12 protein-coding genes are annotated in these 15,204 nt (G+C 66.0%); 8 read left to right on the plus strand and 4 right to left on the minus strand.

Annotated features, from left to right (window positions below; all coding sequences use genetic code 11):
* Positions 1–144: 144 nt before the first annotated feature.
* Positions 145–2,244, plus strand: coding sequence for an ATP-binding protein (locus V2S85_RS05445; RefSeq protein ID WP_330701857.1), 2,100 nt, complete (start codon positions 145–147; stop codon positions 2,242–2,244).
* 177 nt (positions 2,245–2,421) lie between these two features.
* Here V2S85_RS05445 and V2S85_RS05450 read toward each other — a convergent pair whose 3' ends face one another.
* The gene (locus V2S85_RS05450) at positions 2,422–3,411 is read right to left on the minus strand and encodes a GlxA family transcriptional regulator (RefSeq protein WP_330701858.1); all 990 of its coding nucleotides are present in this window, start codon (positions 3,409–3,411) and stop codon (positions 2,422–2,424) included.
* A 126-nt stretch (positions 3,412–3,537) separates the two neighbouring features.
* Between V2S85_RS05450 and V2S85_RS05455 the strand changes: the two genes are divergently transcribed.
* The 7 genes from V2S85_RS05455 to V2S85_RS05485 all read left to right on the plus strand — a co-directional run bounded on the left by V2S85_RS05455 (position 3,538) and on the right by V2S85_RS05485 (position 9,109).
* Positions 3,538–4,365 (plus strand): alpha/beta hydrolase, encoded by an 828-nt coding sequence (locus tag V2S85_RS05455; RefSeq protein WP_330701859.1) that lies wholly within the window; start codon positions 3,538–3,540, stop codon positions 4,363–4,365.
* Positions 4,366–4,408: 43 nt separating this feature from the next.
* The gene (locus V2S85_RS05460) at positions 4,409–5,188 is read left to right on the plus strand and encodes an SDR family oxidoreductase (RefSeq protein ID WP_330701860.1); all 780 of its coding nucleotides are present in this window, start codon (positions 4,409–4,411) and stop codon (positions 5,186–5,188) included.
* 22 nt (positions 5,189–5,210) lie between these two features.
* Entirely contained in the window at positions 5,211–5,993 is a 783-nt protein-coding gene (locus V2S85_RS05465; protein ID WP_330701861.1) for an alpha/beta hydrolase, read from the plus strand.
* A 346-nt stretch (positions 5,994–6,339) separates the two neighbouring features.
* Positions 6,340–7,122 carry a succinate dehydrogenase iron-sulfur subunit gene (locus V2S85_RS05470; RefSeq protein WP_330701862.1) on the plus strand — a complete coding sequence of 261 codons (783 nt, stop codon included), beginning with the start codon at positions 6,340–6,342 and terminating at the stop codon, positions 7,120–7,122.
* A gap of 28 nt (positions 7,123–7,150) precedes the next feature.
* Complete coding sequence (locus V2S85_RS05475; protein ID WP_330701863.1) at positions 7,151–7,657, plus strand: PaaI family thioesterase; 507 nt, start codon at positions 7,151–7,153, stop codon at positions 7,655–7,657.
* On the plus strand, positions 7,654–8,769 hold the full coding sequence (gene zapE, locus V2S85_RS05480) for a cell division protein ZapE (RefSeq protein WP_330701864.1): 1,116 nt from the start codon (positions 7,654–7,656) through the stop codon (positions 8,767–8,769). The genes V2S85_RS05475 and zapE overlap by 4 nt, the downstream gene beginning before the upstream one ends.
* Positions 8,770–8,917: 148 nt before the next feature.
* Positions 8,918–9,109 carry a hypothetical protein gene (locus V2S85_RS05485; RefSeq protein ID WP_330701865.1) on the plus strand — a complete coding sequence of 64 codons (192 nt, stop codon included), beginning with the start codon at positions 8,918–8,920 and terminating at the stop codon, positions 9,107–9,109.
* Positions 9,110–9,172: 63 nt separating this feature from the next.
* Here the strand turns inward: V2S85_RS05485 and V2S85_RS05490 are convergent, their stop codons facing one another.
* The 3 genes from V2S85_RS05490 to xrtA all read right to left on the minus strand — a co-directional run bounded on the left by V2S85_RS05490 (position 9,173) and on the right by xrtA (position 15,195).
* The gene (locus V2S85_RS05490; protein ID WP_330701866.1) at positions 9,173–11,476 is read right to left on the minus strand and encodes an EAL domain-containing protein; all 2,304 of its coding nucleotides are present in this window, start codon (positions 11,474–11,476) and stop codon (positions 9,173–9,175) included.
* Positions 11,477–11,726: 250 nt separating this feature from the next.
* Positions 11,727–13,622 (minus strand): XrtA/PEP-CTERM system amidotransferase, encoded by a 1,896-nt coding sequence (locus V2S85_RS05495; protein WP_330701867.1) that lies wholly within the window; start codon positions 13,620–13,622, stop codon positions 11,727–11,729.
* A gap of 10 nt (positions 13,623–13,632) precedes the next feature.
* Positions 13,633–15,195 carry an exosortase A gene (xrtA, locus tag V2S85_RS05500; RefSeq protein WP_419198164.1) on the minus strand — a complete coding sequence of 521 codons (1,563 nt, stop codon included), beginning with the start codon at positions 15,193–15,195 and terminating at the stop codon, positions 13,633–13,635.
* Between the last annotated feature and the right edge of the window lie 9 nt (positions 15,196–15,204).

Raw genomic sequence — 15,204 nt, forward strand, 5'->3', positions numbered from 1 at the left:
TATCGCTCCGTCACCGGAACCGCCCGTCTCAGCGGCAAATCGGCCCTCGTAGCTATCCGCGAACTCGTCGACGGCAGGTTCGTGGTCGCCTGATCAGAGCCCAATTGCTGACCCCGTGAGCAATTACCGCCGGAGCGGGTGTGGATGGATCTGGACTACTCCCCGGTCCCCGATATCGAGGGTAACCCTGCAGGCGTCATCTGCATCCTGTCCGAGACGACCCAGCGGGTTGCGGCGGAGCGGCGCAATTCGTTCCTCCTGTCACTGTCCGACGACCTTCGATCGCTGAAGACCCCGGCCGAGATCACCCATCTTGCCGCAGTCCGCATCGGCGAACTGCTTGATGCCAGCCGGGTCTTCTACGCGGAGATCACCAGCAGCGGCATGATGACGGTCGAGCGCGATTACGCACGCAGCGTCGGCTCCATCGCGGGTGTCCATTCGCTTGCCTCGTTCGGGCCCGATCTGCTGGCCGCCTACCGTAACGGGGCGCCGGTCGTCGTCTATGATGTCCCCGGCGACGAACGCTTGAGCCCCCCTGCCCGCGACGGCCTGACCGCAAGGGAAGTGGGCGCCTTTATCGATGTCGTCCTGTTCGAGGAGGAGCAGTGGGTCGGACTGCTGGCAGTGCAGAATGCCACGCCTCGCGTCTGGAGCGAGGCGGAAGAAAGGCTCGTCCAGGAAGTTGGCGTGCGCGTCAAGGCCGCGATCGAGCAGGCCCGTGCGGAGCGCGACCGGCTATGGGATCTGTCGCAGGACATGCTCGCGCGCGCTGACTTCACCGGAATGATGTCGGCCGTGAATCCCGCCTGGACACGGGTGCTGGGCTGGAGCGAGAATGATCTTCTCACCCGCGAGTACGCCGGTTTCATGCACCCCGAAGACGTCGCGAATTCGCTGGATGTGATCGCGCAGATGGCGCGATCGCGCGAGCCTGCGCGCTTCGAGAACCGCATCGCCGCGCAGGACGGTACTTGGAAGAACATCGAATGGACCGTCGCCCCCGAACCCGATGGCATCAACTTCGTCGCGGTCGGTCGTGATCTCACCGAAGCGAAGGCCCGCAAGGGCGAGTTGGAGGCCGCGCAGGAGGCTTTGCGTCATAGCCGGAAGATGGAGGCCATCGGGCAACTCACGGGCGGTATCGCCCACGACTTCAACAATATGCTCACCGGCATCATCGGCAGTCTGGATCTCATCCAGCGCAATATCGCGGCGGGCAGGCTCGATCGGGTCGACCGCTATATCGATGCCGGCAATGCCTCCGCCCAGCGCGCCGCCGCGCTGACGTCGCGCCTGCTGGCATTCGGCAGGCGTCAATCACTCGATCTGCGGGTGACCGACATCAATGCCCTGGTCTCCGGCATGAGCGAACTCCTCACCAGAACACTTGGCGAGCAGACGGTCCTGGAAACGCATTTCAAGGCCGAGTTGTGGGCGGCATCCACCGATACGAACCAGCTTGAGAGCGCGCTGCTCAACTTGTGCATCAATGCCCGCGACGCGATGCCCGAAGGCGGCAGGCTCATTATCGAGACCGACAACATCTATCTCGATGAGCACTATACGCGCGATCATCCAGACCTTGCCCCTGGCGAGTACGTAATCCTGAGCGTCAGCGACACCGGCATAGGCATGACGGCATCGACGATGGAGAAAGTGTTCGAACCGTTCTTCACGACCAAGCCCGTCGGTCAGGGCACCGGCCTTGGACTTTCGATGATCTACGGCTTTGCGCGCCAGTCGGGCGGCCACGTGCGAATCTACAGCGAGCTTGGTTTCGGCACCACGGTCAAGCTGTTCGTGCCCCGTGCCCATGGCGAAACCGAAACGGTGCAGCAGCGCAAGGCGCGCTTCCCGCTTGGCCTTGGCGAGACCGTGATGGTCGTGGAGGACGATCCGTCGGTGCGCCTTATCGTCACCGAAGTGCTTCGGGACTTGCGCTACAACGCGATCGAAGCCGTCGATGCCGTATCGGCCATCCCCCTGCTGCAATCGGACGAAAGGATCGATCTGCTGGTGACGGATGTGGGGCTGCCGGGAATGAACGGCCGCCAACTGGCAGAAATCGCACGCGAGATCCGGCCCGGTCTCAATGTCCTTTTCATCACCGGCTATGCCCAGAATGCCACGATACGATCGGGCTTTCTCAACGAAGGCATGGACATGCTGACCAAGCCGTTTGCCGCCGATGTGCTGGCGACGAAGGTTAGGGACATGATCGCCGGCACGCCGCCGGATTGATGCATCGAGGCTGCCGGCCGGGAAGCTGACGTTCAGGTCACGACCTTGCGCAACGACTGCCCGGTCTGCCACCGCAAGGGGCGGCACCGCATGACCCGGATGTCTCGTGGTCCGAGCTGACGCTTCGCGTGCCGCACTTATCTCTCACCCTCTCGAAGCTCCGGGCTTTCCGCGCCGTCATGCGGCAACTGGCAGTTCCGAACCGCTGGAGAAGCGATTCCGATATTCCCCCGGAGACAGGCCCATGACGCGATTGAAGACCCTGCGAAACGCGGTTGCGTCCTCATAGCCCACGGCCCAGGCGATCTGGTCCACCGAGCGGCGCGTGAATTCCAGCAGTTCACGCGCCTTGCCGACCCGCAGGTTCTGGACGTATTCGACGGGCTTCAGACCCGTCGCCGCCTTGAAGCGGCGCAGGAACGTGCGCTCCTCCAGCCCCGCCTGTCCGGCCATGTCAGGCACCGCGACAGACCGCTCCGCCCGCCCCTGCAGCCAGTGCTGGACCTTGAGGATCGCCTCATCCCCATGCGTCAGGCGCGGCGCAAAGCTGCTGTAATGCCGTTGTTCCCGCCCGGAAGGATCGACCAGCAGGAACTTTCCGGTCTCGATCATCACCGTGGGGCCCAGCAGGCGGTCGACGATCCGCATGCCCAGGTCGGTCCAGGCCATCAGGCCGCCGGCGGTGATGATGTCGCCATCCTCGATAACCATCTTGTCGGGCTCCAGTCTGACCTCCGGGAACCGTGCGCGAAAGGGTTCGGCAAAAAGCCAGTGCGTGGTGGCGGGACGGCCTGACAACAGCCCCGTCGCAGCCAGCATGAACGTCCCCCCGCAGGTGGATGCCAGCGTCGCACCGGCGGCATGTCGGTCGAGCAGCCAGCGTGCGTAGGGCACCGCCTCTTCGGCACCGACAGGGCCCGTCAGGCGACCCGGCACGATCAGCAGTTGCGGGCTTCCGCCCTCCCCGGGATCGGTGTCGAAACCGCGCGTGAAGCCCCCCGCCGCGTCCATCTCCCAATGGCTTACACGCAGCTTGTACCCGCCGCGTTCCGCCGAAAAGTGCGAGGCTATCGCGAACAGGTCGGTGATCCCGTGGACCATCGCCGCCTGGCAGCCCGGATAGAGGACGAGACCGATCTCGGCCTTGATGCGCGCGTCTACGGCCATGCCCGAAGCCCCCTTTGTCGGTTTTGGCCTGCCTTATGTCGGAACCGCCGATCCTGCAGGCCGGCGGCGCAGTCTATCTCTCTCCTCACAGGGCGCAACGGGCCCATCGAGAACGGAGAAAGCGACATGACCACGATCACCACCACCGACGGAACCCGCATCTTCTACAAGGACTGGGGTGCAAAGGACGCCCAGCCGATCGTCTTCTCCCACGGCTGGCCGCTTTCCGCCGATGCCTGGGACGCGCAGATGGTCTTCTTCGCGAACGAGGGTTTCCGCACGATCGCCCACGACCGCCGCAGCCACGGCCGCTCGGACCAGGTCTGGGACGCCAACACCATGGACCAGTACGCCGATGACCTCGCCGAACTGATCGAGGCGCTGGACCTGCGCGACGTGATCCTCGTCGGCCACTCGACCGGCGGCGGCGAAGTGACCCGCTACGTCGGCCGCCATGGCACCGCCCGCGTCGCAAAAGTGGCGCTGATCGGCGCGGTTCCGCCGCTGATGCTGAAGACCGAGGCCAATCCCGGCGGCCTGCCGATCGACGCCTTCGATGCCATCCGCAAGGGCACTTACGACAACCGCAGCCAGTTCTTCCGCGACCTCACCATCCCCTTCTACGGCTACAACCGCGAGGGTGCCGCGATCTCCGAAGGCATCCGCGAGGAATTCTGGCGGCAGGGCATGATGGGCGGCCTCAAGGGCCAGCTCGACAGTATCCGCGCCTTTTCCGAAAGCGACTTCCACGCCGATCTCGCCCGTTTCGACGTGCCCACGCTCGTCCTGCATGGCGACGACGACCAGATCGTGCCGATCGGCGCTTCCGCGCTGGAAACGGTGAAGATCGTGCCGGGTGCGGTGCTCAAGGTGTACCATGGCGCGGACCACGGCCTGACACAGACGCACCAGGACCGCTTCAACGCCGATCTGCTCGATTTCATCCGGCACTGAACGGCACCCAACCGTACCACAAGCACCCTCAAGGAGACACATCATGACCAAGGGCACTTTCCTCATCACCGGCGCGTCGGACGGCATCGGCGCGGTCTATGCCGACCGTCTGGCCCGGCGCGGCCACGACCTGATCCTGGTCGCCCGCCGGGCGGACAAGCTGGAAGCACTGGCCGCGACGATCACCGCCGAAACCGGCGTCAGGGTCGAAACCCTCGGCGCCGATCTCGCCAGGGCGGACGATCTCGCCCGCGTCGAACAGCGGCTGCGCGAGGACGCGGCGATCACCGGCCTCGTCAACAATGCCGGGATCGCCGGGGAGACCACCTTCGCCGGTGCCGACCCCGCCTACCTCACCGGGATGATCGACCTCAACGTGCTGGCCGTGACCCGCCTCGCCGCCGCGATCGCGCCGCGCCTTGCCGAAATCGGCGGCGGGACGATCATCAACATGACCTCGGTGACCGCGCTGATGCCCGACGGCTTCACGGCGGTCTATCCCGCGACCAAGGCCTACGTCCTCGCCTTCACCGAGGCGCTGGAAACCGAGCTGGGCGCGAAAGGCGTGCGCGTGCAGGCGGTGCTGCCGGGAATCACCCGCACCCCGATCTGGACCGAGGCGCAACTGGCGAACTTCCCCGCCGAGATGGTCATGGACGTCGACGACATGGTCGATGCGGCGCTGAAAGGCCTCGACCTCGGCGAGACGATCACCATCCCGGCGCTGCCCGACAACGCCGACCTCGACGCCTACCTGAACGCCCGCCGCGCGCTGCGCCCGAACCTGTCGCGCAACCGCCCCGCCGAACGCTACGGCCGCTGACGCCGCCCCAAGGAGACATGCCATGAGCAAGACCATCGTTCTCATCCACGGCGCCTGGCTCAATGCCCGCAGCTGGGAGCACGTGAAATCCCGCTACGAAGCGCGCGGATACACCGTCATCGCCCCCGACTGGCCGCTCGACGAAGGGGAGCCCGCCGCCCTGCGCGCGGCCCCTCACCCGAGCCTCGGCGCGCTCGGCCAGCGTCGGATCGTCGATCACTACGAGGCGATCATCCGCGCCCTGCCGGAGGTGCCGATCCTCATCGGGCATTCGCTCGGCGGCGTGGTGGTCCAGCACCTCCTCGACCGCGGGCTGGGCGTGGCCGGCATCGCCATCGATCCCGCGCCGACGCCCGGGGTGCCGATCTATCCGCATGCCCTCGTCTCCGCGCTGCCGGTGTTCTTCGATCCGTTCAGCCGGGGCAAGGCCAAGCACATGTCGCGCCGTTTCTTCGCCCGGCGCTTCGCGCAGACCCTGCCCGCCGACAAGGCGGACGCGGCCTACGATCGCTACGTCGTGCCGACGCCGGGACGCGTCTACTGGGACGGGATCGTGGGGCCGATGAAGATCGACTGGGCCAATCCCAAGCGTCCCCCGCTGCTGCTGATCGGCGGCGGCAAGGACCTGATCGCCGACGCCGCCATGACCCGCGCGATCCACGCCCGGCAGAGCCGCGCTCCATCGCGCACGGACTATCTGGAATTCGCCGAGCGGTCGCACTGGACACTGCTGGAACCCGGCTGGGAGCAAGTGGCCGACGCTGCCCTCGACTGGGCCGAGCACCAGCAGGGCGCAAACCCATGAACGACATGCCCTCCTGCTCGCGGCGCAAGCAGGAGGTGGCGATACGTTCCTGCAAAGGCGAAACGCTCGCGAATTGCCGTTTCACCTGAACGACGGACTATCGCTTGGTCGATTTGCGCGTTTCGACGCCTGACATCCGAAGGCCGGAAACAGCCCGCGAGTCACAAGTTCGCAACAGCACTTGCAATCCACGGCACGGCCAAGGCCGCGATGACGCCGCTATCCGTGCTTTTCCCGATATTCCACGGGCCGCCTCTCCATAGTCACCTCTTGCCCTATGGCGACGAATCGCTAGAGGGGTCCACAAGCGGCCCATGCCGCACTGCAAGATCACGGGGATTCTACCATGGCGACCTTCACCCTCCCGGCGAACAGCAAGATCAGCAAGCGTGGCAACGTCCACAAGGCTGAGGGCGCCACCAAGGTCAAGAAGTTCACCGTCTACCGCTACGACCCGGATTCGGGCGAGAACCCGCGCTACGACCAGTTCGAGATCGACCTCGACAAGTGCGGCCCGATGGTGCTCGACGCGATCATCAAGATCAAGAACGAGATCGACCCCTCGCTGACGTTCCGCCGCTCCTGCCGCGAAGGCATCTGCGGTTCGTGCGCGATGAACATGAACGGCAAGAACGGCCTCGCCTGCACCACCGCGATCGAGGATCTCAAGGGCGATATCCGCATCACCCCGCTGCCGCACATGGACGTCATCAAGGATCTGGTGCCGGACTTCACGCACTTCTACGCGCAGTACGCCTCGATCCGCCCCTGGCTGCAGACCGTCTCGACCACCCCGTCGGGCAAGGAGCGCCTGCAGAGCCCCGAACAGCGCGAGAAGCTGGACGGCCTCTACGAGTGCATCCTGTGCGCCTGCTGCTCGACCTCGTGCCCGAGCTACTGGTGGAATTCCGACAAGTTCCTCGGCCCGGCGATCCTGCTCCAGGCCTACCGCTGGCTGGCCGACAGCCGCGACGAGATGACCGGTGAGCGCCTTGACGAGCTGGAGGATCCCTTCCGCCTCTACCGCTGCCACACCATCATGAACTGCGCCAACGTGTGCCCCAAGGGCCTCTCGCCCGCGCGCGCCATCGCCGAAATCAAGAAGATGCAGGCCGAGCGCCAGGTCTGAGCCTGCGCACCGCGACCGGTAGCCTTCCGTGGCGAAGCACAGTGCATTCATCCACGAGCCGGACCCGGAGTTTCCGGGCTGGCATACGTGGCAGCTGAACGAAGGCTCGCGCTTCAACTCGCAGGGGCTCGGCCGGATGCTGGTCCGCGACGAAGGTGAGCGCGGGGCTCGCCTTCGTCTCCTCGAAGTGGGCATGCAGCACAGCAACGTCCTCGACGCGATTCATGGCGGCGTGATCCTGGCCCTGATCGACGTCGGGATGTTCGCTGCGATGTATACGGTGCTCGGCGCCGATGCCGCCGGCTCGGTCACGCTCGACCTGCAGAACCAGTTCATCGGTGCCGGAAGGATCGGCGAACCGCTCGACGTCGTTTCCGAGATCATGAAGGAAACCCGTCGCCTGGTCTTCGTGCGCGGCACCGCGATGCAGGGCGATCACCTGGTCGCCAGCTTCATGGGCACCCTGCGCAAGCCCAGTACGCCCCTACCCAGCACGCCCCCACCCAGCACACCGCTGCCGAGCGAACCGCGATGAGCGCGATGCTCGAACGCTACGAGGCGCTGGTGGCGACCGGCGAACTGCGCTCCGACCCGGAGCAGGCCGCAGCGGCAGAGCGGCTGAACCGCCTGCAGCGCGAACTCTACAAGGCCAATTCCTCGACCGGCCTGCTGGGCAAGCTGCTCGGCAAGAAGGCCGCGAGCCCGCGCGGCGTCTACATGTGGGGCGGTGTCGGGCGCGGCAAGTCGATGCTGATGGACCTGTTCGTCCAGACCCTCGACATCCCCGGCAAGCGTCGCATCCACTTCCACGCCTTCATGCTGGAAGTCCACGCCCTGCTGCGCGACGAGCGCAAGAAGGAGAGCGGCGATCCGATTCCCCCGGTCGCCGCCGCCATCGCCCGTAACCTGCGCTGCCTCGCCTTCGACGAGATGGTCGTCAACAACTCGGCCGATGCGATGATCATGAGCCGGCTGTTCACGTACCTGATCGTGAACGAAGGCGTGACCATCGTGACGACTTCGAACCGGGCCCCCGGGGAACTCTACAAGGACGGGCTGAACCGCGAGCACTTCCTGCCCTTCATCGGCCTGATCGAGCAGGAACTCGACGTGCTGACCCTCAACGGGCCCACGGATTACCGCATGCAGCGCCTCGGCGGCATGGCGACCTGGCACATGCCGCTGGGCGAACCGGCCACCGAAGCCGCGCGCGAGGCGTTCTACCGTCTCACCGACTATCCGCCCGAGGACAGCGAGCACGTCCCTTCGGCCGATATCGACGTCGGCGGCGGCCGCATGCTGCACGTCCCCAAGAGCCTCAAAGGCGTCGGCGTCTTCAGCTTCAAGCGGCTGTGCGGCGAGGCGCGCGGTGCTGCCGACTACCTGGCGATCGCCCGGATCTACCATACGGTGATCCTTGTCGGCATCCCGAAGCTTGGCCCCGACCGGCGCAACGAGGCGGCGCGGTTCGTGACGCTGATCGACGCGCTTTACGAGAACAAGGTCAAGCTCATCGCGGCGGCCGATGCGTCCCCCGAAGACCTTTACCAGAGCGGGACGGGCCGCTTCGAATTCGACCGCACTATCAGCCGTCTCAACGAAATGCAGAGCGCCGATTATCTCGCTCTCGGCCATGGCGAAGGCTGAACTTCGTTAACGAATCCCGAATCGGGATGGGACTCGCAGCACTGCGGCCATCGCTTGCTGCGGCCAGCCTTTCAGTCACGTTAACCTAATGACTACCTCGTGACGCGCCAACGTGCGCTGCGAGGGAGGTAACGATATCGATCGCCCGATGATGCGCGGACGCCGGGCAAAGAAAAAGCGCTTTCCAAAAGACAGGAGTTCTTCTGGAAAGCGCTTCTTTTTACTTGCGGTGATCCGCCCTAACGGTGCGGATTACGGCAGGCATTGGCATCAATCAGATGCCGTTGCCCCACCAACCACCGCCCCAGATACCCTTGTTCATCATCATTTCCCCATGTGAACGACCGCATCGCTGCGGCCGAACAAATGGATAATGATTAGTTAACGATGCATCAAGGAATTTTTAACCAATCAGCCGCGCCCTTCTCCCCGACACGAAGTCGAGAAAATCCCGGAACGGGACAGGCCGGCTGATATGATAGCCTTGCACGAGATCGCACTGGAGGCCGGACAGCATCTCCAGAACCTTCGCCGTCTCGACGCCTTCCGCCACGACCACGCGGTCGAGCGAATGCGCCATTTCGATGATGGACTGGACCAGCAGCAGGTCTTCCTTCCGGCCCTCCATCGAAGAGACGAAGCTCTTGTCGATCTTCACCTCGCTGGCGGGCAGGTAACGCAAATAGTCGATCGTGGCGTTGCCGGTTCCGAAGTCGTCGATCGAAAGCCGCAGACCCGACTGCACCAGCCGCTGCAGCATCTGGAAGGTCTTCGAACTGCGATCGAGGCGGTCGGTCTCGGTGATCTCCAGGATCAGGCGATTGGGCGACAGGCCGTGCGCCGCGAGAATCTCGGCGATCATCCCCGGCAGGCCCGGGTTACGCAGCAACTGGGCGGAGATGTTGACCGACATCGTCATCTCGTAGCCCTGCCGCTCGAGTTCGACGGCGACGCGCACCGCATCGTTGATGACGAAGCGGGTGATGCGCTCGATCCGATGGAACTCCTCGGCGATGCGGATGAACTTGTCGGGCGGGATCGGCCCGCGCTCGGGATGCGTCCAGCGCACCAGCGCCTCGGCGCCGCTGATGCGATTGGAGCGCAGTTCGAGCTTGGGCTGGTAGGCCACCCAGACCTCGCCATTGTCGATCGCGCGATCGAGCGAGGTCAGCAGCGAGATCTCCCACTGCGCCTCATGCTTGCGATTGTCGTTCTGGTAGACGAGTTCATCGTTGCGCACCGCCTCCTCGGCCGCCTGCATCGCGCTGGCGACACGGCCGGACAGCGGACGGTCGAATTCCGAATCGATGCCGCAGTTGAACGACAGGTCGATGTCGATACCGCCGACCTGAATGCCGTTCTGGACGATCCGGTGCAGGCCCTCGAGGTTCTCGAACAGGTCGAAGGTACTGCGGATCGACGAAAGCCAGACGAACATCCCGCCTTCGTGATAGATCAGCACGCTCTCGTCGCTGATGCGGATGCGCCGCACGATCTCCTTGGCGAGCTGCGCCTCCACATGCTCGGCGAAGCTGCCGATGATGCCGCCGTAGTTGCGAATCTTGAGCGAGACCAGGATGCGCGTGGACAAGTCCGCCGAATTGCGCAGCGCCTGCACGCTGGGAAGGCCTGATCCGGCATTGGTCTCGCTCGCCTCCTCGACGCGATCGAGGTTACGCATGCGCACCACGGAGATCAGCGCGACCGCGCAGGCGGGGATGATGTCCACCTGGATCCCGAAGTAATCGAGCACGAAGGGCGCCGCCCCGAGGACACCGACGAGCGCCGTAAAACGGTACGCATCCAAAGCGTTGCCACGGCGGAAGCCGGACGCGATCACCAGCACGACCACCAGCAGTTCCGGCAACCAGCCCCAGTCCCTGGGCGTGCTCGCCCGGAGCGTCTGGGCACCGATGACATGGAAGAAACCTCCCGGGGCGCCAACGTTCTGCCCGGGAATGCGATAGACGTCGTTGAAACCGACGGCCGCCGGAGCAACCACGATGCTCTTGCCCTTGACACCGGACGCGTCGAAATTGTCGCGCAGCACGTCGATGTAGCTGAGGCTCGGGATCGTGTTCACCGCGATCGAGAAGTCGGGGAAGAACAACTGGTCCGGGCTGCGATCGATACCCGCCATCTGCGCCGCGACCGAGGGGATGCGCCCGATCGGGCTATCCGACGAATAGGGCAGCTGGACATTGAGATTCAGCGGTCGATGGCGCACGATGATCGACACGGGCCGGGCGTATTCGCGGAATTCCTTCAACGGCAAGGCGCCGACGTAGTTTCCCTTGCCGGCGCTGTCGCCAAGCACGGCGCCAAGGTAGACCTTGCCGGAATTCTCACGCAGCGCTTCCACGAAACGGCGATCGCCCTCGACCCCGCCATGCTTCGAGAACGACCGCACGAAATAGACGTCGTTCGCGCCGGCTGCGAAAAGGCGGCGCAGAACGGCCGCATCGTCGCTCCGGCTGACGTCGCTCTGCCCCAGTTCGTCGAGGGTCCGGTCATCCTGCAGGACCACCAGAACCTTGTTGTCCGAGGCGCGCGGGTGCATCCACCAGCGCATGTTGCGCATGGCGTCCTCAAGCGGCATGCCAAGCTCGCTCAGCCCCATGACGAGACCGATCAGCGTGGCCCAGAACAGGATCCGGACCCGAGGGTTTTTCCAGAAATTTCTGATGCTTGACCAGATGCCGGTCATGCCCTGCAGCCTTCCGGAGCGGGCCGTCGCAGCCTTTCGGCGCGCGTCACCGGCGCGGAAAACTTCCGCTCCGAATACCGGCAATGGCGACCGATTCTGTTCATTCAACCCCTGCCGAAAGCGGTGCTGTTGAGCATGGACTATCGCAAAGGTACTAAGAATCCGTGTAGTTAATGGGAGAGGCGCACAAAGGCACTCAACGGCACCCAGGAGGTACCAAGGCGCCCGAAACCCGCACGACGCCGCGCTGCTAAAGGATACCCAGTCCGGTAAACGCCCGGTCAAGCATCAGCAGCTGCCACAGCAACCGGGAATTGTCCGATGTTCCCGCGACATGCGCCTCCACCAGCGCCTGCAGCCGGCGCTGGTCGAACCAGCCGGTCCGGGCGAGCGGGGCGCTTGCCGCGATCTCGCGCGCGGTCTGGGCCAGGGGGCCGCGGAACCACTGCGCGATCGGCGTGACGAAGCCCTGCTTGGGACGATAGAGCACGTCGTCAGGCAGATAGCGCCGCATCGCGCGCTTCATCAGCCACTTGCCCTGCCCGCGCTGGACCCGCATCCGTTCGGGCAGGCTCGCCGCGAATTCGATCAGGCGGTGGTCGAGCAGCGGCTCGCGCGCTTCCAGGCTGACCGCCATGCTGGTGCGATCGACCTTGGTGAGGATATCGCCGGGCAGCCAGAACTTGAGGTCGGCATATTGCGCGCGGTCGAGCCCGGATCGCGCCGGAGCCTGCCGCATCAGCGCCAGAACCTCGTCCTCTGCCCGGTAATCGCCGCGCAGCCGCAGGAAGTCCGGGGAATAGAGCGTATCGCGCAGTTCGGGCGGCAGGAACGCCATCGAGCGCGCGTAGCCTTGCGCCGAATCGCCCGCCAGCGACAGCAGCGTCGATTTCGCGCGCAAGGGACGCGGCGCCCAGTCCGCCTTGGGATAGGCCCTGCCCAGCGCCCCGAACACCGGCCCGCGCAGCGACTGCGGCAGCAGCGCGCGCACCTTGTCCTCGCCGGCCTGGAACACATGGCGGCGATACCCGCCGAGCGCCTCGTCGGCGCCGTCGCCCGAAAGCGCCACCGTCACCGATTCGCGCGCCAGCTGGCAGACCCGCCATGTCGGCAGGGCCGAGGCATCGGCGAAAGGTTCGTCGAACATGCCGGCCAGCAGCTCGATCGCGGAAAAATCGTCCGGCGAGACCGTGCGCGCGGCATGGTCGGTGCCGAACAGCCGCGCCACTTTCGTCGCATAGGCGCTCTCGTCCAGCCCGACGACGTCGAACCCGATCGAGCAGGTGCGCACCGGATTGCCGCTCGCCTCGGCCATGAAGGCGACCACGCTGGAGCTGTCCACCCCGCCCGACAGAAAGGCGCCGAGCGGCACGTCCGAGATCATCCGCGAGGACACCGCCTGGCGCATCAGGTGCAGCAGTTCGGCCTCGAGGTCGGCGGGCTTGCCCCGGCGGCGCTCGGCGAACGAGACGTCCCACCATTGCGCCGGGCGCGGCAGCGGCGCGCCGTGGCGCAGCAGCAGGGAATGACCGGCGGGCAGCTTGCACACGCCCTTGAGGATCGCGCGGCTATCGGGAACGTAGCCCCAGGTCAGGTAGTCCTCGACCGCCAGCGGATCGATCTCGCGCCGCAGCAGCGGGTGAGCGGTCAGCGCCTTGAGTTCGGAGCCGAACGCCAGGCTGCCGTCGCTGAGCTGCGCGTAATAGAGCGGCTTCACGCCCAGCCGGTCGCGCGCCAGGAACAGCGTGCGCGCATCGAGGTCGTAGATCGCGAAGGCGAACATCCCGAACAGCCGCGTCACGCACTGCGGCCCCCAGCGGCGCCAGGCGGCAAGGATCACCTCGCTGTCGCCGTCGGTGCGGAACTCCTCGCCGAGCGCCCTCAGTTCCTGCCGCAGTTCGCGGTAGTTGTAGATCTCGCCGTTGAACACCAGCATCGCCCGGCCATCGGGCGAGGCCATCGGCTGGGGTGATCCGGCAAGGTCGATGATCGAGAGCCGGCGATGGCCCAGCGCCACCCCCGGCGCGGTCCACACCCCCTGCCCGTCCGGCCCGCGATGCGCGATCGCGTCGCACATCGCCTCGACGCGGGCGCGATCGACCGGCTTGGGGGTCTCCAGGTGATAGATTCCGGCGATACCGCACATGGACTTCGCCCTACCTGACCTGACCGATGCGGTCCATCCAGCCCGCAAGGGGACCGGTGGAGGCCCGGAAGGCCGCGATCGCCTGCCCGGCCGAACCGCGCGGGGCATCCTGCGCCGAAAGGATCAGCATCGTGGTCGGCTCGGCGCGGAACAGCAGGTGATCGGCGATCACCGCCAGCTTGAGCCGGGCATTGCTGCCGCTCAGCAACCCGCCCTGGCGATACCAGGTCATCGCGATGCGCTCGACGCGGCCATTGCCGAGCAGGCGTTCGCCCTTGCCGCCATCGATGGCGGCGGCGGGCGACTGCCACGCCCAGGGACTGTCGGGCACGAGCGCGCCCTGGCCGAAGCCGCCGGCCTCGCGCCCTTCGCCCTGGCTGTCGTAAAGCGCCAGGAAAACGTCCACTTCGCGCCCCTGCGCATTGCGATAGCGGCCCAGCAGGCGATGCTCGGCGCCCTCGGCGCGCGGCTCCCACCAGATCGTCGGCGCATAATCCACGCGGGTCCATCCCGGCACGGCGGGAAGGTCTATGCGCGCGGGCATCGGCGCCTCCAGCGTGTCCGCGACGAGCGCCCAGCACCATGCCAGCACGAGCACCAGCGCGAAGCCGCCCAGCGCGGCGCGCGGCGCCGCGGCGAACCGCTCCAGCCGGGCAAGCCAGCGCGCGCCCTCGATTGCTTCGAGATCGACGACGGGCGCGTTCAGCGGCCGGTCGAAGAACCGCCAGGCGCAGGCGATCACCAGCGCCAGCACGATCGCGAAGAAGAACCAGCCGTAGACGATGTGGTCGATGCCCGCCGCGGCCTCGATGCCGAAGATCTGCGCCGCATAGATCGTGCCCCAGGCGCGGATGCCGTTCGCCACGATCGGCACGACCACGCAGGCCAGCAGCATCACCGCGCGCCGCCGCCAGCTCAGGAAGCAGACGTTCGCGGCGAGCACGCCGAAGGCGACCATGGCGATCAGGAACTTCACGCCCGAACAGGCTTCCGCCACTTCGAACAGACCCGCCGGGGTATCGATGAAGACGCCGTCGATCTCGGCGGGAATGCCGCTCAGGTGCGTGAGGACGATGGTGATCTTGGCGGTTATCGTCTGCAGCACGTTAACCAGTTCCTCGCCCACCGGAACGAGGAAGACGAGGTAGCAGAGCGGGAAGACCAGCGCCGCGCTGACCCGCACGCCCAGCATCAGCGGCACGCAGGCGCCCAGCATGGCGACCACCCCCGCCTGCCGCGCGAGGTCCAGCCCCGACATCGCGCCCAGCAGCCACAGGAAGGCCGCGCCGGCGAGCAGCACCAGCCCCGGCCACCACGGCGAAGGCGCCAGCCGTTCCAGTTGCGGCCAGCGCTGCCACACCAGCCAGCCGAGGATCGCCGGGATCAGCAGGACGTGATTGTAGGTCGAGATGTCCCACCACTGCCGGGCCATCGCGCCCCAGTCGCCGGGAAAGGCGACGAGCAGCACGCCCCAGGCGATCGCCAGCCGCACCGCCGCGCCGCGCCATTCGGCGTTCAGCGCCAGCCACGCCCTTCGCGGCGCGGATGCGAGGTCGCGCAGGATCCGGGACACGGGCACGCG

Source organism: Novosphingobium resinovorum, assembly GCF_036352595.1.
GTDB lineage: Bacteria > Pseudomonadota > Alphaproteobacteria > Sphingomonadales > Sphingomonadaceae > Novosphingobium > Novosphingobium resinovorum_B.